The 22,191-nt window shown below is 70.5% G+C and carries 22 protein-coding genes and 1 riboswitch; of the genes, 13 read left to right on the forward strand and 9 right to left on the reverse strand.

Annotated elements, in window-relative coordinates:
- Window positions 1-107: 107 nt before the first annotated feature.
- Window positions 108-2,732, forward strand: a complete 2,625-nt coding sequence (locus tag AB0D93_RS11465; protein WP_362116811.1) for an FG-GAP-like repeat-containing protein — start codon at window positions 108-110, stop codon at window positions 2,730-2,732.
- Window positions 2,733-2,772: 40 nt separating this feature from the next.
- Here the strand turns inward: AB0D93_RS11465 and AB0D93_RS11470 are convergent, their stop codons facing one another.
- The 3 genes from AB0D93_RS11470 to AB0D93_RS11480 form a co-directional block, all read right to left on the reverse strand.
- Complete coding sequence (locus tag AB0D93_RS11470; protein ID WP_362116814.1) at window positions 2,773-3,159, reverse strand: hypothetical protein; 387 nt, start codon at window positions 3,157-3,159, stop codon at window positions 2,773-2,775.
- 147 nt (window positions 3,160-3,306) lie between these two features.
- Window positions 3,307-3,876, reverse strand: coding sequence for a hypothetical protein (locus AB0D93_RS11475; protein ID WP_362116817.1), 570 nt, complete (start codon window positions 3,874-3,876; stop codon window positions 3,307-3,309).
- Window positions 3,877-3,978: 102 nt separating this feature from the next.
- Complete coding sequence (locus tag AB0D93_RS11480) at window positions 3,979-5,634, reverse strand: glycoside hydrolase family 20 protein (RefSeq protein ID WP_362116820.1); 1,656 nt, start codon at window positions 5,632-5,634, stop codon at window positions 3,979-3,981.
- A 154-nt stretch (window positions 5,635-5,788) separates the two neighbouring features.
- Here AB0D93_RS11480 and AB0D93_RS11485 point away from each other — a divergent pair, with 154 nt between their 5' ends.
- From AB0D93_RS11485 to AB0D93_RS11525, 9 genes are all read left to right on the forward strand, one after another.
- Entirely contained in the window at window positions 5,789-6,343 is a 555-nt protein-coding gene (locus AB0D93_RS11485) for a 2-oxo-4-hydroxy-4-carboxy-5-ureidoimidazoline decarboxylase (protein ID WP_362116823.1), read from the forward strand.
- 113 nt (window positions 6,344-6,456) lie between these two features.
- On the forward strand, window positions 6,457-6,837 hold the full coding sequence (gene sdhC / locus AB0D93_RS11490) for a succinate dehydrogenase, cytochrome b556 subunit (RefSeq protein WP_323375631.1): 381 nt from the start codon (window positions 6,457-6,459) through the stop codon (window positions 6,835-6,837).
- 5 nt (window positions 6,838-6,842) lie between these two features.
- Window positions 6,843-7,325, forward strand: a complete 483-nt coding sequence (locus AB0D93_RS11495) for a succinate dehydrogenase hydrophobic membrane anchor subunit (protein ID WP_362116827.1) — start codon at window positions 6,843-6,845, stop codon at window positions 7,323-7,325.
- 19 nt (window positions 7,326-7,344) lie between these two features.
- The gene (gene sdhA, locus AB0D93_RS11500; RefSeq protein ID WP_362116830.1) at window positions 7,345-9,099 is read left to right on the forward strand and encodes a succinate dehydrogenase flavoprotein subunit; all 1,755 of its coding nucleotides are present in this window, start codon (window positions 7,345-7,347) and stop codon (window positions 9,097-9,099) included.
- Complete coding sequence (locus AB0D93_RS11505) at window positions 9,099-9,878, forward strand: succinate dehydrogenase iron-sulfur subunit (RefSeq protein ID WP_362116833.1); 780 nt, start codon at window positions 9,099-9,101, stop codon at window positions 9,876-9,878. Before sdhA ends, AB0D93_RS11505 begins: the two co-directional genes overlap by 1 nt.
- A gap of 102 nt (window positions 9,879-9,980) precedes the next feature.
- On the forward strand, window positions 9,981-10,400 hold the full coding sequence (locus tag AB0D93_RS11510; protein ID WP_362116836.1) for a VOC family protein: 420 nt from the start codon (window positions 9,981-9,983) through the stop codon (window positions 10,398-10,400).
- 74 nt (window positions 10,401-10,474) lie between these two features.
- Window positions 10,475-10,882, forward strand: a complete 408-nt coding sequence (locus AB0D93_RS11515; RefSeq protein ID WP_362116839.1) for a hypothetical protein — start codon at window positions 10,475-10,477, stop codon at window positions 10,880-10,882.
- A gap of 5 nt (window positions 10,883-10,887) precedes the next feature.
- Window positions 10,888-11,430, forward strand: coding sequence for a DUF393 domain-containing protein (locus AB0D93_RS11520; protein WP_362116842.1), 543 nt, complete (start codon window positions 10,888-10,890; stop codon window positions 11,428-11,430).
- 33 nt (window positions 11,431-11,463) lie between these two features.
- The gene (locus tag AB0D93_RS11525) at window positions 11,464-12,252 is read left to right on the forward strand and encodes a TetR family transcriptional regulator (RefSeq protein WP_362116845.1); all 789 of its coding nucleotides are present in this window, start codon (window positions 11,464-11,466) and stop codon (window positions 12,250-12,252) included.
- Here the strand turns inward: AB0D93_RS11525 and AB0D93_RS11530 are convergent, their stop codons facing one another.
- A complete protein-coding gene (locus AB0D93_RS11530; RefSeq protein WP_362116848.1) occupies window positions 12,253-13,797 on the reverse strand; it encodes an ABC transporter substrate-binding protein in 1,545 nt (514 codons plus the stop codon).
- 235 nt (window positions 13,798-14,032) lie between these two features.
- Entirely contained in the window at window positions 14,033-14,272 is a 240-nt protein-coding gene (locus AB0D93_RS11535; protein WP_361982437.1) for a hypothetical protein, read from the reverse strand.
- A 103-nt stretch (window positions 14,273-14,375) separates the two neighbouring features.
- Here AB0D93_RS11535 and AB0D93_RS11540 point away from each other — a divergent pair, with 103 nt between their 5' ends.
- Window positions 14,376-15,590, forward strand: a complete 1,215-nt coding sequence (locus AB0D93_RS11540; RefSeq protein ID WP_362117254.1) for a D-alanyl-D-alanine carboxypeptidase — start codon at window positions 14,376-14,378, stop codon at window positions 15,588-15,590.
- On the opposite strand, the gene AB0D93_RS11545 is transcribed toward AB0D93_RS11540, so the two are convergent.
- Complete coding sequence (locus AB0D93_RS11545) at window positions 15,538-16,458, reverse strand: YihY/virulence factor BrkB family protein (RefSeq protein WP_362116851.1); 921 nt, start codon at window positions 16,456-16,458, stop codon at window positions 15,538-15,540. The two genes, AB0D93_RS11540 and AB0D93_RS11545, sit on opposite strands and share 53 nt — an antisense overlap.
- A gap of 184 nt (window positions 16,459-16,642) precedes the next feature.
- On the opposite strand from AB0D93_RS11545, the gene AB0D93_RS11550 reads away from it, so the two are divergent.
- A complete protein-coding gene (locus AB0D93_RS11550; protein WP_362116854.1) occupies window positions 16,643-17,377 on the forward strand; it encodes a decaprenylphospho-beta-D-erythro-pentofuranosid-2-ulose 2-reductase in 735 nt (244 codons plus the stop codon).
- Between the two features lie 10 nt (window positions 17,378-17,387).
- Here the strand turns inward: AB0D93_RS11550 and AB0D93_RS11555 are convergent, their stop codons facing one another.
- From AB0D93_RS11555 to AB0D93_RS11565, 3 genes are all read right to left on the reverse strand, one after another.
- Window positions 17,388-17,972 (reverse strand): 2'-5' RNA ligase family protein, encoded by a 585-nt coding sequence (locus AB0D93_RS11555; RefSeq protein ID WP_362116857.1) that lies wholly within the window; start codon window positions 17,970-17,972, stop codon window positions 17,388-17,390.
- Between the two features lie 171 nt (window positions 17,973-18,143).
- Window positions 18,144-19,160: a tryptophan--tRNA ligase gene (trpS, locus tag AB0D93_RS11560; protein WP_362116860.1), complete on the reverse strand. Its 1,017-nt coding sequence runs from the start codon at window positions 19,158-19,160 to the stop codon at window positions 18,144-18,146.
- 87 nt (window positions 19,161-19,247) lie between these two features.
- Window positions 19,248-20,699: a glycine hydroxymethyltransferase gene (locus tag AB0D93_RS11565; RefSeq protein ID WP_362116863.1), complete on the reverse strand. Its 1,452-nt coding sequence runs from the start codon at window positions 20,697-20,699 to the stop codon at window positions 19,248-19,250.
- A gap of 32 nt (window positions 20,700-20,731) precedes the next feature.
- Window positions 20,732-20,820, reverse strand: a riboswitch (ZMP/ZTP riboswitch).
- A gap of 92 nt (window positions 20,821-20,912) precedes the next feature.
- Between AB0D93_RS11565 and rocD the strand changes: the two genes are divergently transcribed.
- Entirely contained in the window at window positions 20,913-22,118 is a 1,206-nt protein-coding gene (gene rocD / locus AB0D93_RS11570; RefSeq protein ID WP_362116866.1) for an ornithine--oxo-acid transaminase, read from the forward strand.
- Window positions 22,119-22,191: the final 73 nt, after the last annotated feature.

A 22,191-nucleotide genomic window follows, 5' to 3' on the forward strand; every position in this document is an offset into this window, starting at 1 on the left:
TGCCATCGTGTTCTTCGTTCAGGGGTGGGCAGTTGAGTCCTCGAAGCAACCGTGCGTACAAACCGCTCAGTCTCCAGAGACGGGCGTGGCTGACGGCGGGAGCCGTCGTGCTGAGCGGCGCCGGCATCGTCACGTACGCGATCGCGGACCCTGCGGCGCGGTCCGACGGCAAGGGGCAGGACCGCAAGGCGTCCGTGCACACCCTGAAGCTGGCCGACCAGGGCGGCGGGCACCGGGGACTGGCGCAGCAGGGCACCGACCGGTTCAGCGCCGCGCTGCTCACCTGGGACGACGAGCACGCCGCGCTGAAGGGCACGCCGGAGCTGCGCTACCGCTCGCGGGAGACCGGCAAGTGGTCCGGCTGGCAGAAGCTGCCGGACGACCCGTTCTCCGCCGACGGCGCGGAGGGCACCCGGGCCCGCACCCACGCCCGGGGCGGCACCGGGTCGATGTGGACGGGGGACGCGGACGGCGTCGCGGTCCGCGTGGTCAGGGCGGACGGCTCGCCCGTCGCCGGGCTCCCGGCCGGCCTGGACGTCAGGCTCCTGGACCCGGGCACGGACCCGGCGGGCGGCGGCCCGCGGCCGGCCGCGTTCGCGGCGGACGTCACGCCGACGGCCACCGACCCCACCGCCACCGACCCGACGTCCGCCTCACCGACGGACACGCCGTCGCCGGCCGACTCGACGACCGCCTCACCGTCCCCGGCCGACTCGACGACGACCACCTCACCGTCCCCGGCCGACTCGGCGTCGACGTCCGTCTCCCCCGCCCCGACCAGCACGGTCCCGGCCCCGCGTCCCTCCACGGTCGCCAAGCCGCCGGTCATCACGCAGGCCGAGTGGGGTGCCTCCACGGACTACGACGGCACACCGGGCTACGGCACCGAGATCAAGGCCGCCGTCATCCACCACACCGGCGTCGACAGCGACAACACGCTGTCCTGCGCCGACTCCCGGGCCCGGATGCGCACCATCCAGCAGGAGCACTTCTCCCGGGGCTACTACGACATCGGCTACAACTTCGTCGTCGACCGCTGCGGGCAGATCTTCGAGGGCCGCAGCGGCGGCATGGACCTGCCGGTCGTCGGCGCGCACGACATCGGGTTCAACACGAACACGGTCGGCATCTCCTACATCGGCAACTACATGACCGCGCACCCCTCGCGGGCCGCGCTGGACTCCATCGCCCGGATCGTGGCGTGGAAGTTCGGGATGTACGGCATCGACCCGACCGGCAAGGTCACGCTGACCTCGGGCAGCCCCAAGGGCCAGGACGGCAACCTGATCGACCAGGGCCAGCAGATCACGCTGCCGCGGGTGTTCGGCCACCGGGACACCAACTCCACGCTGTGCCCCGGCGACAACCTCTACGAGAAGCTGTCCCTGATCGCGACCCTCGCCAAGACCCCGGGCGTCTCGCACGCCCTGCCGACCTCGGACGTCGACCGGGACGGCCTGCCCGACCTGGCCGCGGGCACCCCGAAGGCCAACTCCGTGACGGTCGTACCCGGCGGCGTCAACGGACCGGTGACGGCGCGGAAGATGACGCTCACCCAGAACAGCCCGGGCGTGCCCGGCTCCTCCGAGTCCGGTGACGCCTTCGGCGCCGCCACCGCCTGGGGCGACGTCAACGGCGACGGGTACGCCGACCTCGCGATCGGTTCCCCCGGCGAGGACGACACCAGCGGCCACGCCGACCGGGGCGCGGTGACGGTGATGTACGGCCCCGCGCTCACCACCGGTTTCTCGTACACCACCTCGGGCAGCGTCACGGCGACCGGCGCCGGGCTGGGCTCCACGGTCGCGGTCGGCGACTTCAACGGCGACGGCAAGGCGGACGTGTTCAGCGCCGGCACGGGCAAGGGCGGCAACTGGAACGTGCGGCTGACCGGCGGCACCACCACCTCCGGCACGCTGACCACGGCCACCGGTTCCGTCGCCTACCCGGATGCCGCGACCGGCGACTTCAACCGGGACGGATACACCGATGTCGCCCTCACCTACCGTGACGCGGGCGGCGTTTCGCGTGTGGTCCGGTTCGCCGGCTCGGCGAGCGGGCTGACCGGGGCGGGCGTGCTGAGCGTCAAGGGCGGCCGGTCCATCGCCTCGGCCGACTTCAACGCCGACGGCTACGACGACATCGTCGTCGGCCAACCGTACACCTCGGAGTCCGGTGCCTACCGGGGCGGCCAGGTGACCATGCTGCTCGGCAGCTCCACCGGCTTCACCACCACCGGAATGAAGACGGTCAACCAGGACACCACCGGGGTCCCGGGTGCCGCCGAGGACGGCGACGCCATGGGCTGGTCGGTCTCCGCCGGCGACTACAACGGCGACGGCTACCCCGACGTGCTGGCCGGCGTGCCCAACGAGGACATCACCCGAGACGCCGTGAACCGCGCCAACGCCGGCCAGGCGCTCCTGCTCAAGGGCACCTCCACCGGTGTCACCGGCACCGGCGCGACCGCGGTCTCGCAGGACACCTCGGGCGTCCCCGGCTCCACCGAGAGCGGCGACCAGTTCGGTACGTCGGTGTCCCTGACCGACCTGTCCGGTTACGGGCGGGCCGACCTGACGTTCGGCGTGGGCGGCGAGGACGGCGGCGACGGCATCCTCATGTACCTGCCCAGCAACAGCACCGGCCTCGGCTACTCCCAGACCGCGATCCTCAGCAAGTCGGCCCTGGGCACGCCGACGGACGCGGCCCTCGGCACGAGCCTGACGCCGTGACGCTCCCGGCCGGGGCCCGCCGCGTGCGGGCCCCGGCCGGTCAGCGGGAGCCGGTCGCGTCCCGGCAGAGCAGGCGCAGCGAGCCGTTGCCGTCGTAGGACCGCCGAGCCTCGTCGATGGGGTCCCAGAGCCGGCCGTCGGGGGTGCGCACCCAGTGCTCGCCGCCCGTCGCCCACCACTCGGCGCCGGTCTGGCGGACGATCACCTCACCGGCGTAGGCGCCGAAGCCGCGCAGCACGCTCTCGACGGCGGCGTACGGCGGTCCCTCGCGCCGGATCTCCTCGATCATCCGGTCGACCCGCCACAGGCTCTGCGCCGAGTAGTCGAGCCGCACCCGGGCGCCCTCGCGCATCGTCGCCACGGCGTCCGCGGCCCACCGCGCGGGCTTCGCCGCGGCGTGCGGCCTGGTCTCCTGCTGTGCTGTCACGTACTGGGCTGTCACATAGGGAGCAGCGAGCGGGACGAGGCAAGCGTCACCGCATTTCGAAACGTTTCGGCAACCGTCGCAGAACTACCCCACGTCCAACCCGGGACACTCACAGGACTCGCGCACGCCACAGGGTTTGCACGCTTCTCACGCCCCGGGCTCCGACTCGAGCCGTGCCCGGCGCGACACCACCGCCCGCAGCACCCGGCGCCCCTCGATCGACAGGTCCAGCGCACGGCGCAGGCCGTTGGGGCCGTGCTCGGCCAGCACGTCCAGCACGGCCGTCTGGCGGCGCAGCTCCGCCGCGACCAGCGGCGGCAGGTCCGCGGTCTCCCCCGCGCGCCCGGCATCGAGGTCTTCGGTGTCCGGCACACCGTCCGCCGCGGGATCGAGCAGCCGGTGGATGCGCAGCGAGGCGACCGAGCAGGCGTCGGCCCAGGGCCGTACCGCGTCGGCGGTGCGCGCGGCTGGGGCCGCCTGCAGCATGCGGCGGGCCAGCCGCGCGGCCTCGTCGTCCGCGGCCCCCTCGGCGCCGAGCGCGCCGCGGGCCTTCTCCAGGCCCGCGCCCCAGTCGGAGTCCTCGGCGAGGTTCGCCCACAGAGGCCGCAGCAGCTCGTCGTCGGCGCCGAGCAGCGGCAGGCACCGATCCAAACAAGCCAACCCGCTGGCAGCCAGCCCGCGTTCGTCGGCCTGCGCGATCCGTTCCACCAGGCTCATGAAATGTCTCCCTCGCAGGGGCACCGACCGGTACGGAGCCCGCACTTCCCCTTACTGCGTGCGACGGCGCGGGAGTGTCACAGTAGCGGGATTTCGGCCAAGTCAGCCCAGTCGGTTCGCGAGGTTCTGGAAGTCGGTCCAGGACAAAGCGGGCCTGCCCGGGTCCCACAGCTTCTGCACGGTGGCCCGCAGCGGCATCCGGATCCCGGCCGCGACCTGCGCCTCGGTCTGCGCGTTCGGGAAGTCGCCCCACACCGCGAAGGTGCCGCCGAGGACCTGCGCGTCGTAGCGGGCCGGCACGGCGGTCGTGCCGCGCAGCACCAGCGGGGTCCACTGCTCGTAGATCCGCCGACCGGTCGGGTAGACGAAGGTCTGCGGCTGGCCGAGGACGTAGTAGAGGAACTCGTCGTTGTAGTTGATGACCTTCCGGCCCGCGGCCAGGTATTCGGCCGGCTGCCGGGCGCCGATCTCCTTGCCGGTCCAGTACGCGACCTGGAGGTCCCCCGCCGCCTGCACGGAGGTGCCCTTGAAGAAGCCGTCGTTCCAGGCCCGCATGGTCCTGTGGTGGGCGCGCACGGTGTCGGCGCGGGCGTCGAGCCAGGCGGTGGTGAGGTCGGCCACGGTGCCGCCGGAGCCGAACTTCTGCCGGGCGGCGGCCGCGAGCTGCGGATAGGAGGCCTGCGGGTCCTTGACGGTCAGCGCCTGGTACTCGTCGCCGCCGAGGTGCCACTGGTCGCCGGTGAACAGCCCCGCGTACTCGTTGAGCAGGTCGTCCACGAGCTTGGCGGAGGCGGGCTTGGAGATGTCGATCGCGCCCTTGGTGGCGACCCCGCTCGCGTTGCGCAGCTGGAGGTCGGGGTGGGCGGCGAGGACGGCGCCCAGGTGTCCCGGCGAGTCGATCTCCGGCACGACGGTGATGTGCCGGCTGCTCGCCAGGTCCACGATCCGCCTGACCTGCGCCTTGGTCAGATGCTCCTTGGAGACGATCTCGGGGTGCGTGCTGGACTCGATCCGGAACGCCTGGTCGTCGGAGAAGTGCAGCCCCAGTTCGTTGAACTTCAGGTCCCCCAGCTCCCGGATCCGGTCCTCGATCCAGGACTCGGAGACCGGTTTGCGCGCGATGTCCAGCATGAACCCGCGCACCGGCTTGGCCGGTTCGTCCCGCACGACCCCCTCCGGTGCCGTACCGCCCCCGTGGACCTCCTGCTTCAGCGTGCGGGTGCCGTAGAACACCCCCGCCTCGCCCGGTCCGCTGATGTCGACCCGCCCGCCGCGGACGGTCATGGTGTACGACTCCTGGTTGCCGCCCCCGCCGCCGAGCGCGAGCCGGACGTCCCCCGCCCGCACGTCGTCCTTCTCCCCCGCGTAGCCGATCCCCAGCTCCCCGGCCAGCAGCCGCCCCTCGTCGGCCAGCTCCGCGTCGCTGACGACGACCCGGTCCGCCTTCTGCGGTCTCCAGCCGGGTCCGCGCGCCGGGGTGTGGGAGCGCACCGCGGGTATCGTGCGCGGCGCCCGTGAGAGCGGATAGGACCGGCTGGGCTTCGGACTCGCCGGGGTCTCCCCGTCGGAGGCACTGCCGGCCACCCGGCCGGACGACGACTGCCGCGCACCTCCCTGAGGAGTCCCGCCGCCTCCGCCCCACGAGGCCCACACGCCGACCCCTGTGCCGAGCGCGACGGTCCCGACGACCGCGGCGGCCACCACCGCCCGCTTCCGTATCACCTGCTGCGCCGGAGCACGGCGCTTGTGCTGGGTCACTCTGCCAACGTACGACCTGTCCGGGCTCCGTTCGTCACCCAGGCGTTCTGAAACTCTCCCGTTCAGGTGAATTTCAGGCATCACGCGGACACACAGTGACCACTCTCGATAACCTGACGACACACCTTTCACAGCATCCCCTGCCACGCCACATGTGACGCGAGGACCCACGCTGCCCGCCCACCGTCTCCCTTATCTGCCCAAGCCGCTCGACGCCTTCAACGCCGCCCCGGCCGACGAGGCCCGCGCGCTGCTGCTGCACTGCCTGGACAGCCTGCAGTGGTGCCGGCGCGTCGCGGACCACCGTCCCTATCCCGACCTGGAGTCCCTCCTGGCCGCGGCGGACGAGGCGACGTACGACCTGTCACCGGACGACCTGTCCCAGGCCCTGGCCGGAGAAGCCCTGCCCGACCTGCCCGAGGACACGTACTCGGCGGCCCACATGGCCCTCAGCGCGGCCCATGCGGCCTATGAGGCCAGATTCGGACACGCGTTCGTCATCTACCTGGGCGACACCCATCCGGACGAATCCCTGGACCGCATCCTCGAAGCCATCCGGTCACGATTGACAAACGATCCCGAGGAGGAACGGGTCATAGCGGCGGAGGAGCTCCGGCGCCTCGCCAGAGGCAGACTCGCCGCCTGCCTGAGAAACCCCGCCGGTAACCCATCCGGTGCCAGTTTGATCACACCGGTAGGCCCCCCGTAAGCGTCGCCGCGCCGCATGGATACGATGCAGAGGGCCGGTGGACCGTACCCGGCCGGGCCCGACCGACACCGAAGCCGGCGCGGCCCTAGTCCCCGCTCCCGGAGGGTTCTTCCGTGCCGGCTGGAACGCTGTACCGCGGCCGGGAAGGAATGTGGTCCTGGGTGGCTCACCGAGTCACCGGCGTCCTCATTTTCTTCTTCCTGTTCGTTCACGTGCTGGACACCGCTCTCGTGCGTGTCTCCCCCGAGGACTACGACAAGGTCGTAGCCACGTACAAGACGCCGATCGTCGCGCTGCTGGAGTACGGCCTCGTCGCCGCCATCCTCTTCCACGCGCTCAACGGCCTGCGCGTCATCGCCGTCGACTTCTGGTCGAAGGGCCCGCGCTACCAGAAGCAGATGTTCTGGACCGTGATGGGTGTCTGGATCGTGCTGATGCTCGGGGCCATCTACCCGGTCCTCGGCCACGCCGCCCGTGTCCTCTTTGGGAGCTGACGCCGATGTCCACCACTGAAACCGCCGCGTCCGGAGTCGGCCCCGTCGAGGGCGCCCCCGTCTACACCGTCGACAACCCGGCCCCGCTGATCGAGGCGCCGCGCAAGCGCACCAAGAAGAGCCCGAAGTCCACCCGCGGCAACTTCGAGCTGGCGGCCTGGCTGTTCATGCGCCTGTCCGGCATCGTGCTGGTCGTCCTGGTCCTCGGTCACCTGCTGATCCAGCTCGTACTGGACGGCGGTGTCTCCAAGATCGGCTTCGCCTTCGTGGCCGGCCGCTGGGCGTCCCCGTTCTGGCAGGTCTGGGACCTGCTGATGCTGTGGCTCGCGATGCTGCACGGCGCCAACGGCCTGCGCACGGTCATCAACGACTACGCCGAGCGGCCGAACACCCGTCTGTGGCTGAAGGCGCTGCTCTACACCGCCACGGTGTTCACCATCCTGCTCGGCTCGCTGGTGATCTTCACCTTCGACCCGAACATCCGCTAGGCACGGGGCTGCGAGAATCATGAAGATCCACAAGTACGACACCGTCATCGTCGGCGCCGGTGGCGCGGGCATGCGCGCGGCCATCGAGTCGACGAAGCGCAGCCGCACCGCCGTGCTGACCAAGCTCTACCCCACCCGCTCCCACACGGGCGCCGCGCAGGGCGGCATGGCCGCCGCGCTGGCCAACGTGGAGGAGGACAACTGGGAGTGGCACACCTTCGACACGGTCAAGGGCGGTGACTACCTGGTCGACCAGGACGCCGCCGAGATCCTGGCGAAGGAGGCCATCGACGCCGTCCTCGACCTGGAGAAGATGGGCCTGCCGTTCAACCGGACCCCGAACGGCACCATCGACCAGCGCCGCTTCGGCGGTCACAGCCGTAACCACGGCGAGGCGCCGGTCCGCCGCTCCTGCTACGCGGCCGACCGTACCGGCCACATGATCCTCCAGACGCTGTACCAGAACTGCGTCAAGGAGGGCGTGGAGTTCTTCAACGAGTTCTACGTCCTGGACCAGTTGATCACCGAGGTCGACGGCGTCAAGAAGTCCGCCGGTGTCGTCGCCTACGAGCTGGCGACCGGCGAGATCCACGTCTTCCAGGCGAAGGCCGTCATCTACGCCTCCGGCGGCACCGGCAAGTTCTTCAAGGTGACGTCCAACGCGCACACCCTCACCGGTGACGGTCAGGCCGCCGTCTACCGCCGGGGTCTGCCGCTGGAGGACATGGAGTTCTTCCAGTTCCACCCGACCGGCATCTGGCGCATGGGCATCCTGCTCACCGAGGGCGCCCGCGGCGAGGGCGGCATCCTGCGCAACAAGGACGGCGAGCGCTTCATGGAGAAGTACGCTCCCGTCATGAAGGACCTGGCGTCCCGTGACGTCGTGTCCCGCTCCATCTACACCGAGATCCGCGAGGGCCGCGGCTGTGGTCCCGAGGGCGACCACGTCTACCTCGACCTCACCCACCTGCCGCCGGAGCAGCTGGACGCCAAGCTGCCCGACATCACCGAGTTCGCGCGGACCTACCTCGGTATCGAGCCGTACACGGACCCGATCCCGATCCAGCCGACCGCGCACTACGCGATGGGCGGCATCCCGACCAACGTCGAGGGTGAGGTCCTGGCGGACAACACCACCGTCGTCCCCGGTCTGTACGCGGCCGGCGAGGTCGCCTGTGTCTCCGTGCACGGCGCCAACCGCCTCGGCACCAACTCGCTGCTGGACATCAACGTCTTCGGCCGCCGTGCGGGCATCGCCGCCGCCGAGTACGCGCACGGCGCGGACTTCGTCGAACTCCCGGAGGACCCGGAGTCCTTCGTCGTCGGGCAGATCGAGCAGCTGCGCAACTCCACCGGCAACGAGCGGGTGGCGACGCTGCGCCGCGAGCTGCAGGAGACCATGGACGCCAACGTCATGGTGTTCCGCACCGAGCAGACGATCAAGACGGCCGTCGAGAAGATCGCCGAACTGCGCGAGCGCTACAAGAACGTGGCGATCCAGGACAAGGGCAAGCGGTTCAACACGGACCTGCTGGAGGCCATCGAGCTGGGCAACCTGCTGGAGCTGGCCGAGGTCATGGCGGTCTCCGCCCTGGCCCGCAAGGAGTCCCGCGGCGGTCACTACCGCGAGGACTACCCGAACCGCGACGACGTCAACTTCATGCGCCACACCATGGCGTACCGCGAGGTCGGAGCCGACGGCTCGGAAACCGTCCGTCTCGACTACAAGCCGGTCGTCCAGACCCGCTACCAGCCGATGGAGCGTAAGTACTGATGGCAACCCCCGTTCTGGACAAGGACGAGGCGGCCGGCCGGCCCGAGCCCGGCTTCGCCGACTCCCCGTACATCACGGTCACCTTCCGGATCCGCCGGTTCAACCCGGAGGTCTCCGCGGAGGCGACCTGGGAAGACTTCCAGCTGGAGATCGACCCGAAGGAGCGTGTCCTCGACGGCCTCCACAAGATCAAGTGGGACGTCGACGGCACCCTCACCTTCCGCCGCTCGTGCGCGCACGGCATCTGCGGCTCGGACGCGATGCGGATCAACGGCAAGAACCGCCTTGCCTGCAAGACGCTGATCAAGGACATCAACCCCGAGAAGCCGATCACGGTCGAGCCCATCAAGGGCCTGACGGTCCTGAAGGACCTGGTCGTCGACATGGAGCCGTTCTTCCAGGCGTACCGGGACGTCATGCCGTTCCTGGTCACCAAGGAGACGAACGAGCCGACCCGGGAGCGGCTGCAGTCCGCGGAGGACCGCGAGCGCTTCGACGACACCACCAAGTGCATCCTGTGCGCCGCGTGCACGTCGTCCTGCCCGGTGTTCTGGAACGACGGCCAGTACTTCGGTCCGGCCGCGATCGTGAACGCCCACCGCTTCATCTTCGACAGCCGTGACGAGGCGGCGGAGCAGCGCCTGGAGATCCTCAACGACCGTGACGGCGTGTGGCGTTGCCGTACGACCTTCAACTGCACGGACGCCTGCCCGCGCGGTATCGAGGTCACCAAGGCGATCCAGGAAGTGAAGCGCGCGCTGATCACGCGTCGCTACTGATCGTCCCGGCGCCTTACGAGGGCCCTGCTTCCGAGTGTCCGGAAGCAGGGCCCTCGGGCGTTTTTGTCGGTTTTCACCGCCCGCCGGTTCTAATGTGACGTCATGTCAGACGACGAGTCGTACGAACTGCTCGGTTTCGACAACGTGCTGCTCCCCGTCGGCGACCTCGGCGAGGCCGTCGGGTTCTACGAGCGGGCCGGGTTCAGCGTGGGGTTCCGGTTCGACGAGGGCGGGATCGCCCTGCTGAAGGTCGGCAAGGAGACCCCCGGGATCCTGTTGCGCGCCGAGGAGGCGCTGGGGCACCGGTCGCCGTCCTGGCCCTCGCCGCGCATCTGGCTGGAGGTGCCGGACGCGCGCGTGGCGGCGCGGAAGCTGGCCGCCGCCGGCATCCCGCCGCTGGACGAGGTGTTCCCGGTGGCCACCGGCTGGACCGTGGAGATCGCCGACCCGTGGGGCAACGTCCTCGGGTTCACGGACTACACCAAGCGCCCGGAGCTGGGGCGCGGAAGCCGGCACCCTTGAGTTGAACATGTTCAAAAATAGGTCTACAGTCATCCCTGTCAGCGTTTTGAACGCGTTCAAGAAGGGGTGGCGGCATGGACCGCACGGTCATCGCCTACGTCATCTACCTGGTCGTCAGCATCGCGCTGACCGTCTGGGTGGCCCGCACGCTCAGCCGCAACGGCAGGATCTTCCTCGCCGACGTGCTGCGGGGCAACGACAAGCTCGCGGACGCCGTCAACCACCTCCTGGTCGTCGGCTTCTACCTGGTCAACCTCGGCTTCGTGGCGCTGTACCTGAGCGGCGACGAGACGATCGACGACACCCGCGGCATCTTCGAGGCCCTGTCGACCAAGCTGGGCGTGGTCCTGCTGGTGCTCGGCGCGATGCACCTGGCCAACGTGTACGTGCTCAACCGGATCCGCCGGCGCGGGATCATGGAGCGGGAGCAGCTGCCCCCGGTCGCCCCGCAGGGGTGGGTCAGCCCGGCGCCCGGGGCGTGACCGGCATGACCACCATGGAGGACCGGGGCGTCACGGGGGGCGTCCCGGTCCGCGGGCTGACCGTTCTGTACGACGCCGAGTGCGGCCTGTGCACCCATCTGCGGGACTGGCTCGTGCGGCAGCCGCAGCTGGTGCCGCTGGACCTGGTGCCGGCGAACTCGGACCTGGCCCGGGCCCGCTTCCCCGGGCTCGACCACTCGGCCACGCTCGACGAGGTCACCGTCGTCGGTGACTCCGGCCAGGTCTACCAGGGTTCCCGGGCCTGGATCGTCGTGCTGTGGGCCCTGCGCGAGCAGCGGCCGCTCGCCCACCGGCTGAGCACCCCCTACGGCGCCCGGCTCGCCCGCGGCGCGGTGCTGGCGGCGGCGAAGTGGCGGGGCGCGCAGTGGGGCGGGCACCGGACGTACCGGCGGGCGGACACCGGTGGGGGCGGCGCGCGGCGCCTCGTCGAGGGGCGGTCGTCGGGCGACGGATGGGCCTACGACCCGCGCACGGGGTGGACCTACCACCCGCCCTCCTGCTCCGGCGGTGCCTGCGCCACTGGTTAGGCCCGTCCGCCGTACTCGTTAGGCTCTTCTACCGTGCCCGCGAAGAACGAAGGCCCCGAGACGGCCGGCCCCCAGAGCAAGTCCGAGCAGACCCGCGCGCTGATCCTGGAGACCGCGATGCGGTTGTTCCAGGAGCGCGGGTACGACAAGACGACCATGCGGGCCATCGCCAAGGAGGCCGGGGTCTCCGTCGGCAACGCGTACTACTACTTCGAGGGCAAGGAACACCTGATCCAGGGGTTCTACGACCGGATCGCCGCCGAGCACCGGGCGGCGGTCCGCGAGGTCCTGGACCGGGAGACCGATCTGGAGGCACGGCTCGCGGGCGTGCTGACCGTCTGGCTCGACATCGCCCGGCCCTACCACGAGTTCGCCGTGCAGTTCTTCAAGAACGCCGCCGACCCGGACAGCCCGCTCAGCCCCTTCTCACCCGAGAGCGAGCACGCCCGCGAGCAGGCCATCGCCGTCCACCGGGAGGTGCTGGCCGGCTCCAGGTCCAAGGTCGCACCGGAACTGCGGGACGTGCTCCCGGAGTTGATGTGGCTCTCCCAGATGGGCCTCGTCCTGTACTGGGTCTTCGACCGCACCGACGGGCGCGAGCGCAGCTACCGCCTGGCCCGGCGGGGGGCCCGGCTGACCGCCCGTGGCGTGGCGCTCGCCCGCTTCCGGGTGCTGCGCCCCCTGGTCCTGGAGGTCCACGAGCTGTTCACGGACTTCCTGCCCGGCATGACGAGGGCACTGCCGGACCCGGCCGGACGGACCGAGGGACGCGCGGAGAAGAAGGGCGAGGCCGACGAGAGCGGGGCGGGCGGGGGCGCCTGATCAGATCCACGTCAGGCGCCACAGGCGGAACACGCCCGTGCCGTCCGTGAGGTACTGACCGCCGCCCACGTCCTCGATGCTGACCACGTACTCCTTGCGCTGCCACAGCGGGATCAGCGGGACGTCCTGGGCCACGTCCGCCTGGATGTCCCTGAAGTCGTTCGCGGCCCGGCTGCGGTCCCCGAACTGCTGGCTGTTCAGGATGAGATGGTCGACCAGCTTGTTGCTGTACCCGGTGCTCATCGTGGAGCCGGTGCCGACGAGCGCCGCGCCGAAGGTGTCCGGGTCGGGATAGTCGGCCACCCAGCCGACCGCCCACGCGTCCATCTTCCCGGCCGCCCAGCGCTTCTGGAAGTCGGTCCACTCGTACCCCTGGACGTCCACCTTGAACAGGCCGCCCGTCTCCAGTTGCCGCTTCAGCTCCGCGGCCTCCTCCTTGCCCGCGCCGCGGCCGATGCCGTAGCCGAAGGTGAAGCGCACCGGCAGGCTCACCCCGGCCTGGGTGAGCAGCGCGCGTGCCTTCGCGACGCTCTGCGCCGGGTAGTCGTCGAAGAACGAGGTGGTGTGGCCCACGATGCCGGTCGGGATCAGCGAGTACAGCGGGTCGACCGTGCCCGCGTAGACCGTCGAGGCCAGCTGCTCGCGGTTGACCAGCCAGGCCATCGCGCGGCGCACCCGCACGTCGTGCAGCGGGGACGCGGCACGGGTGTTGAGGTACAGGTTGCGGGTCTCGGCGCTGTCGGACTCGGTGACGCGCTTGTTGGGGTCGCTCGGGTTCAGCTGGGACAGCACGTCGGGCGGCAGCGTCCGGGTGGCGACGTCGACCTTCCCGGCCTTCCAGGCGGTGGCGAGCTTCGCGGAGTCGGCGTAGTAGCGCAGCTCGATCGGCCGGCCGGTGCCGCCGAGATAGCCCTCGTAGTGGCCGTTCGGCCGGAGCACGGCCTTGTGGTCCTTGGTGTACGAGGACAGCGTGTACGGCCCCGTGCCGTCGACGGCGGTGCCGGTGCGCAGGGAGTCGGCCGGGTACCTGTCCTTGTCCACGATCGACCCGGCGCCCGTGGCCACCTTGGACGGGAAGGTGGCGTCCGCGGCCGACAGGTGGAAGGTGACGGTGGTCGTGTTGTCGGCGGTCACCGAGGCGAGGTTGGAGAACAGCGACGCCGGGCCGACATCGGAGTTGATCTTCTTGACCCGGTCGAAGGAGTACTTCACGTCCTCGGCCGTCATCGCGCGCCCGCTCGGGAAGGTGATCCCGGACCGCAGCCTGCACTGGTACGTCTTCAGGCCGCCGCCCTGGAAGGCACAGCTCTTCGCCGCGTCCGGGACCGGCTCCACACCGTCCGGCTCGAACGTCAGCAGCGACTGGAAGACATTGCTGAACAACGCCCAGGAACCGGCGTCGTAGGCACCGGCCGGGTCGAGGTCCGTCACGGCGTCCGTCGTACCGACCGTGATGGTCCTGTCCTTGTTCCCCTGCGACGGCAACAGCTGCCAGCCGCCGATTCCCACGACCGCCAGCACGAGCAGCGTCACGAGAATGCGCATGCGAACAGATCGCATGGTGGTGCCCTCCCCAGGCCCCTGAAGGCCCTACCCCTGGCCCAGCACGGATTTTCGCCACTCCCCTAAGTGGCGCGGCTCACCTAATCACACCTGTTTCAGCCGGGGGAAGGGCTTTCTGACCAGATGAGCAAGAACTTACCGAGGCGTTGTTTGCGCCGGGTTTCACAGCGCCTTCACAGGGATGGGAGCGGTTCCCGGGGCCGGGGCGCCGTACGCGCTATGAAGTCCGGCGCAGTGCGCGCAGTCCGCGCAACCCGATGACCCCGATGACCGTCCCCAATACGAAGGAAACGACCGCCAACAGCAGGTGCACCCAGAAGTACGCGGTCGGGTGGCCGTTGTCGAAGGCGAGCCCGCTGCTGTCCTTGACCAGGTTCTTGACGAAAGTGACCCAGATGACCCAGCTCCACACACCGAAGGCGAGCAGGAACCAGGAGACCGGGCGGCTGAGCTTCATGCCACCAGTATCACCGCCCCACGTCCGCCGCCGTGTCGGGAGTGAGGTGGGTCATGGGACTTCGAGGCCGACAAAAGGTACGTTCTCGACCGTGTCTGCACGAATGAACACCGGAGGGCGATCCCTGCTGATCACCTCGGCCACGCTGCTGTCCCTGTCCGTCACCGCGCCCGCCGCCCTCGCCGCGCCGGCCCCGTCGACGAGCCCGACGGCCACGCCCCCGGCCCGGATGTCGGCCGTCGGCGGCGAGCGGCTGGGCCTGCCCGGCACACAGGTCGATCTCGCGCCGGGTGTCCCGGTGCTGCCGAAGGACATCACCGCACGCTCCTGGATCGTCACCGACGCCGAGTCCGGCGAGGTGCTCGCCGCGCACAACGCCCACTGGCGGCTGCCCCCGGCGAGCACGCTGAAGATGCTGTTCGCGGACACCCTGCTGCCACGCTTCCCCAAGCAGGAGAAGCACAAGGTGGTGCCGTCCGACCTCGCGGGCATGGGCGCCGGCTCCAGCGTGGTCGGGATAAAGGAGGGGCACACCTACACCGTCCACGACCTGTGGCTCGGGGTCTTCCTGCGCTCCGGCAACGACGCCGTGCACACGCTGGCGGCGATGAACCACGGTGTCGCGCAGACCGTCAGGGACATGCAGGACCACGCCGACGAGCTGCAGGCCCGCGACACCCACGTGGTCTCGCCCGACGGCTACGACGAACCCGGGCAGCTGTCCTCCGCGTACGACCTGACGCTGTTCGCCCGGTCCGGGCTGCAGAAGAAGGACTTCCGCGACTACTGCTCGACCGTCAGCGCCACGTTCGAGTCGGGTGAGATCCGCAACACCAACCGGCTGCTGAGCGGTGACACCGATGTGCCCGTGTACCAGGGCATCGCCGGCGTGAAGAACGGCAACACCACCAACGCCGGCGCCACCTTCACCGGGGTCGCCGAGCGGAACGGCAAGGTGCTGCTCGTCACCGTGATGAACCCGGAGAAGCACGAGCACAACGAGGTCTACAAGGAGACGGCCAAGCTGTTCGACTGGGGCTTCCAGGCGGCCGGCAAGGTCAGTCCGGTGGGTGAGCTGGTGCCGCCGAAGAGCGCGCTGCCGAGCCCGGGGGCGAGCGCCGCCGCCGGGCGGTCCTCGGGGACCGCGGGCTCCAGCGCCAAGCCGGTCGCCGGCGCCACCACGGGGTCCGGTTACGGCGGTGCCGGCACCGCCGCCGCCATCGCGGGCGGGGCGCTGGTGCTGCTCGCGGGGGCGGCGTTCCTGGTCAACCGCCGGTGGCCGCTGCCGGACCTGATGCGTCGCCGGTCGCGTCCCTGACAGCGGCGTCTTCGGACTCCGCGCTCCGGGTGGCGGTCCAGGAGGCGCAGAACAGCACGAGTTTCGACGTGAAGTTGATCCACAGCAGCAGCGCCACGGGGACGCCGAACGCGCCGTACATGCTCTTCGCGGCGACCCCTTGTATATAGCCGCTGAGCAGCAGTTTCAGCAGTTCGAAGCCGACCGCGCCGAGCAGTGCGGCCACCACCAGGCGGCGGCGCGGCGGCTCGACCCCGGGCAGCAGGGTCAGGACGTAGAGCAGGACGAGGAAGTCGGCGAGCACGGCGACGGTGAACGCGGCGATCCGCAGCAGCACGCTGCCCCAGCCGTACTCGGCCAGCCCCAGATGGCGCGACACCAGGCCGACGGCGGCCGAGGCGACCGTGGACGCGGCGAGCGTGACGAGCAGGGCCCCGCCGAGGCCGAGGAGGATGCCGGCGTCCTTGGCCTTGGCCACCAGCGGGTTCTGCCGCTGGTCCGGCAGCTCCCACACCGCGCGCAGGCAGTCCCGCACCTGGCCGACCCAGCCGATGCCGATGAACAGCAGGACGGCACCCGCGATGACGCCGACGGTGCCGGCGTTGTGGACCAGCGAGGTGAGGTCGAGCTGGGTGGAGACGACCCCCGGGAACTGCTCGGCGATCTTGTGCTCGACGGTCTTCTGCCGGTCCGGGCTCAGTGTGGCGGCGCTGACCGCCGCGACCAGGGTCAGCAGCGGAAACAGCGCCACGAAGCTGATGAACGTCATGGCGGCGGCCAGCCGTGTCCACTTCACCCGGTCGAGCCGCTCGTAGCAGTGCCACGCATGCGTCCGCGTCAGCCAGGCGACGACCGGCCCGACGCCGGGGAGTCTCTTCAGCCAGTCCATGATCAGTCCCTGCCCCCGCCGGCGCGTTCGTAAGACATCCCACTAATCACCCGTTGTGTGTACCGGGCGAATGTTCCTTGACCAACCGCCCATAAAGGGACGATACGGTCACCGACATGCCTGGAGACACGCTGTCCCCACCTGCTCACTGTCTTGTACCCCCGGATCCCCACCAGGAGCTGATGTGAAGGACGCCTCCGGTCTCCCCGAGTCCCTGCTCGTCCTCGGCGGCACGTCAGAGATCGCGCTGGCCACCGCGCGCCGGCTGATCGCCCGCCGCACCCGCACGGTCTGGCTGGCGGGCCGTCCCTCGCCGGCCCTGGAACAGGCCGCCGAGAGCCTGCGCGCGCTCGGTGCGGACGCCCGCACCGTCGACTTCGACGCCCTCGACCCCGCCTCCCACGAGACCGTCCTCGGCAAGGTCTTCGCCGAGGGCGACATCGACCTGGTGCTGCTCGCCTTCGGCATCCTCGGCGACCAGGCCCACGACGAGCGCGACCCGGTACGCGCCGTCCAGGTCGTCCAGACCAACTACACCGGGGCCGTCAGCGCCGGACTGGTCGCCGCCCGCGCCCTGCAGACACAGGGACACGGCTCCCTCGCGGTCCTGTCCTCCGTCGCCGGCGAGCGTCCCCGCCGCGCCGACTTCATCTACGGCTCCAGCAAGGCCGGCCTCGACGCCTTCGCCCAGGGCCTCGGCGACGCCCTGCACGGCACGGGGGTGCACGTCATGGTCGTACGGCCCGGACACGTCCGGGCGGAGGGGCCGCTCACGACGACCCCGGAGGCGGTGGCCACGGCGATCGAACTGGGACTGCGCCGCCGTTCGGAGGTGGTGTGGGTGCCGGGGGCGCTACGGCTGGTGATGTCGGCGCTGCGGCACACACCGAGGGCGCTGTTCCGCAGGCTGCCGATGTGACGCGCGGCGCCTACCGGCTGGCGATCGTCCCGCGCTCGATGGCGGCGTGCCCCGGCTGGGACGGCACCACGGATCCCCCGAACGTGTACTCCCGCAACTTGCGCCACACGCCGTCGGCACCCTGTTCGTAGAGCGCGAAGCCGGTGCAGGGCCACTGGGCGTCGAAGCCGGACAGTTCCTCGAAGGCGCGGTCCATCGCCGCCTCGTCGATGCCGTGCGCGACGGTGACGTGCGGGTGGTAGGGGAACTGCAGCTCACGCGCCAGCGGCCCGGAGGCGTCCCGCACCCGCTGCTGCAGCAGGGTGCAGTCCTCGCCGCCCTGGACGACACGGACGTAGACCACCGGGGAGAGGGGACGGAACGTGCCGGTGCCGGACAGCCGCATCGGGAAGGGCCGGCCGGCCGCGGCGACCTCGGTGAGATACGCCTCGACGCCCGGCAGCCCGTGCGCGTCGATCTCCGTCGGCGGCAGCAGCGTGACGTGCGTGGGGATGCCGTGAGCCGCGGCGTCGCCGAAGCCCGCGCGCCGCTCCTGGAGCAGGCTGCCGTGAGGCTCCGGGACCGCGATCGACACGCCGATCGTTACGGTCCCCACGTCTTCTCCTGTCGTCGCTTCCGTCGTCTTCTCGGCCTTCTCGTCCGGGCCGTCGGATATCGACTGTACGGCTATGGATGTCCTGTGGGCAGGCGCAGCGGAAGTGATGTGCAGCGCTCCGCCCACTCGGACGCGTGTACGGTCGTGCGCCGCGGCGCCGGCCCGTGCTCCTCAGTGCTTCGCCGGCAGGAATCCCACCCGCTCGTAGGCCTGCGCGAGGGTCTCGGCGGCGACCGCGCGCGCCTTCTCCGCGCCCTTGGCGAGGATCGAGTCGAGCGTCTCGGAGTCGTCCAGGTACTGCTGGGTCCGCTCCCGGAAAGGCGTCACGAACTCGACCATGACGTCGGCGAGGTCGGTCTTGAGGGCGCCGTACATCTTGCCCTCGTACTCCCGCTCCAGTTCGGAGACCGGCTTGCCGGTGAGGGTGGAGTAGATCGTGAGGAGGTTCGACACGCCCGGCTTGTTCTCCGCGTCGTAGCGGATCACGGTGTCGGTGTCGGTGACGGCGCTCTTGACCTTCTTGGCGGTGGTCTTCGGCTCGTCGAGCAGGTTGATCAGGCCCTTCGGCGTGGACGCCGACTTGCTCATCTTGATCGACGGGTCCTGCAGGTCGTAGATCTTCGCCGTCTCCTTGAGGATGTACGGCTTCGGGATGGTGAAGGTCTCGCCGAAACGGCCGTTGAAGCGCTCGGCGAGGTCGCGGGTCAGTTCGACGTGCTGGCGCTGGTCCTCGCCGACGGGCACCTCGTTGGCCTGGTAGAGGAGGATGTCGGCGACCTGCAGGATCGGGTAGGTGAAGAGGCCGACGGAGGCGCGGTCGGCGCCCTGCCGGGCCGCCTTGTCCTTGAACTGGGTCATGCGGCTGGCCTCGCCGAAGCCGGTGAGGCAGTTCATGATCCAGGCGAGCTGGGCGTGCTCGGGAACGTGGCTCTGGACGAAGAGCGTGCAGCGGTCCGGGTCCAGACCCGCGGCCAGCAGCTGCGCGGCGGCGAGCCGGGTGTTGGCCCGCAGCTCCTTCGGGTCCTGCGGGACCGTGATCGCGTGCAGGTCGACGACCATGTAGAACGCGTCGTGGGACTCCTGCAGGGCCACCCACTGGCGGACGGCGCCGAGGTAGTTGCCGAGGTGGAACGAACCGGCGGTGGGCTGGATGCCGGAGAGCACGCGGGGGCGATCAGCAGTGGCCATGTCTTTCATTGTCGCAGAGGGATCGGGGGGTTCTGTGCGTGGGGAACCGCGCGTGGCCCGCGGTTCCCCACGCCCCTGCGGGGCGTCTCAGCCCAGGTCGACCTGCGGGTACAGCGGGAAGCCGGCCACCAGGTCCGTCGCCCGCTGGGCGATCTCCTGCGCCACCTTCTCGTCCAGGACGTGCGCGGCCTTGCTCGGGGCGCCCGACTTGGTGGTGCCCGGCTCGGTGGTGGTCAGGACGCGGTCGATCAGGCCCGCCACCTCGTCCATCTCCGCCGTGCCCAGGCCACGCGTGGTCAGGGCGGGGGTGCCGATGCGGATGCCGGAGGTGTACCAGGCGCCGTTCGGGTCGGCCGGGATCGCGTTGCGGTTGGTGACGATGCCGGAGTCGAGCAGGGCCGCTTCCGCCTGGCGGCCGGTGAGGCCGTAGGACGTGGCCACGTCGATCAGGTTGAGGTGGTTGTCCGTGCCGCCCGTCACCAGCGTGGCGCCCCGGCGCGTCAGGCCCTCGGCCAGGGCGCGGGAGTTGTCGACGATGCGCTGGGCGTAGTCCTGGAAGGCGGGCTGCCGGGCCTCGGCCAGGGCGACGGCCTTGGCGGCCATGACGTGCGGGAGCGGACCGCCGAGGACCATCGGGCAGCCCCGGTCGACCTGGTCCCTGAGGGAGTCGTCGCACAGGACCATGCCGCCGCGCGGGCCGCGCAGTGACTTGTGGGTGGTGGTGGTGACGATCTGGGCGTGCGGGACCGGGTCGAAGTCGCCGGTGAGGACCTTGCCGGCGACCAGACCGGCGAAGTGCGCCATGTCGACCATCAGGGTCGCGCCGACCTCGTCGGCGATCTCGCGCATGATCCGGAAGTTCACCAGACGGGGGTACGCCGAGTAGCCCGCCACGATGATCAGGGGCTTGAACTCGCGTGCCTGGGCGCGCAGGGCCTCGTAGTCGATCAGGCCGGTGGCCGGGTCGGTGCCGTAGGACCGCTGGTCGAACATCTTGCCGGAGATGTTCGGGCGGAAGCCGTGGGTGAGGTGGCCGCCCGCGTCCAGGGACATGCCGAGCATGCGCTGGTTGCCGAAGGCCTGGCGCAGCTCGGCCCAGTCGGCCTCGGAGAGGTCGTTGACCTGGCGGGCGCCGGTCTTCTGAAGGAAGGGGACCTCGACGCGGTCGGCGAGGACGGCCCAGAAGGCGACCAGGTTGGCGTCGATGCCGGAGTGCGGCTGGACGTAGGCGTGCCGGGCACCGAAGAGCTCCCTGGCGTGCTCGGCGGCCAGTGCCTCGACCGTGTCGACGTTGCGGCAGCCGGCGTAGAAGCGGCGGCCGACGGTGCCCTCGGCGTACTTGTCGCTGAACCAGTTGCCCATCGCGAGGAGGGTGGCCGGCGAGGCGTAGTTCTCGGAGGCGATCAGCTTCAGCATCTCGCGCTGGTCGTGGACCTCCTGGCCGATGGCGTCGGCGACGCGCGGCTCCACGGCACGGATGACGTCGAGAGCGGCGCGGAAGGCGGTGGACTCGGTGGAGAGGGGCTGCTGCTCTGGCATGAGGACCTCCGGACGGTGTGCGTACAGCGTTCACGTTCGGCCCAGGCGCACGGCACACATCACACTCGGGCCGCTCCCCGATGGTCCGTCCCATCCCAGCGCGCCAGTCACGGCCCGCTGATCAGCCTACCGGGCGCGCCGGAGCGCGCAGGTCCCGCGTCCACCATGCGAGCGAGGATAGGAAGGGGGCCACCGCCGTCTCCGGGAGAGGCCATGACCGCTGCAGAAGACCTCATCACCGCCGCCGAAGCGCACTGTGCGCCCACCTACCACCCGCTGCCGGTCGTCGTGGCCTCGGCGGAGGGGGCCTGGATGACGGATGTGGAGGGGCGGCGCTATCTGGATCTGCTGGCCGGTTACTCGGCGCTCAACTTCGGGCACGGCAACCGGCGGCTCATCGAGGCGGCCAAGGCACAGCTGGACCGGGTGACGCTGACCTCCCGCGCCTTTCTGCACGACCGGTTCGCCGCGTTCTGCACGCAGCTCGCCGAGCTGTGCGGGATGGAGATGGTGCTGCCCATGAACACCGGCGTGGAGGCGGTGGAGAGCGCGGTGAAGACGGCCCGGAAGTGGGGGTACCGGGTCAAGGGGGTGCCCGCGGAGATGGCGAAGATCGTGGTCGCGGGCGGCAACTTCCACGGCCGTACGACGACGGTCATCAGCTTCTCCACCGACCCGGAGGCCCGGGCGGACTTCGGGCCGTACACGCCCGGCTTCCAGATCGTGCCGTACGGCGACCTGACGGCGATGCGGGAGGCGCTGACGGAGAACACCGTCGCGGTGCTGCTGGAGCCGATCCAGGGCGAGAACGGGGTGGTCGTGCCGCCGGCCGGCTATCTCCCGGCCGTCCGGGAGCTGACCCGGGAGCGGAACGTGCTGTTCGTCGCCGACGAGATCCAGTCGGGTCTCGGCCGGACCGGGCGGACCTTCGCGTGCGAGCACGAGGGCGTCGTCCCGGACATGTACGTGCTGGGCAAGGCGCTGGGCGGCGGCATCGTGCCGGTGTCGGCGGTGGTGTCGAGCGCGGAGGTGCTCGGGGTGTTCCGGCCGGGCGAGCACGGGTCGACGTTCGGGGGGAATCCGCTGGCCTGCGCGGTGGCCCTGGAGGTGGTCGCGATGCTGCGCACGGGCGAGTTCCAGGCCCGGGCGGCGGCACTGGGCGAGCGGATGCACCGGGCGCTGGCGGCCCTGCCGGCCACGGGCACGGTGACGGCGGTGCGCGGCCGCGGACTGTGGGCCGGCCTGGACGTCGCGCCGGGGATCGGTACCGGCAGGCAGGTGTCGGAGCGGCTGATGGACCGCGGGGTCCTGGTGAAGGACACCCACGGCCACACGGTACGGATCGCCCCGCCGCTGATCATCGACGAGGCGGACCTGGACTGGGGTCTGGAACAGCTGACGGCCGTCCTGGGCGCCTAAGACCTGTCGTTTGGATCACGCAGCAGACGCGGCGCCGATCGGCCCCGGCGCCGTCCTGCGACCTGATCCGAAC

Source organism: Streptomyces sp. NPDC048191 (assembly GCF_040652655.1).
Classification (GTDB): Bacteria; Actinomycetota; Actinomycetes; order Streptomycetales; family Streptomycetaceae; genus Streptomyces.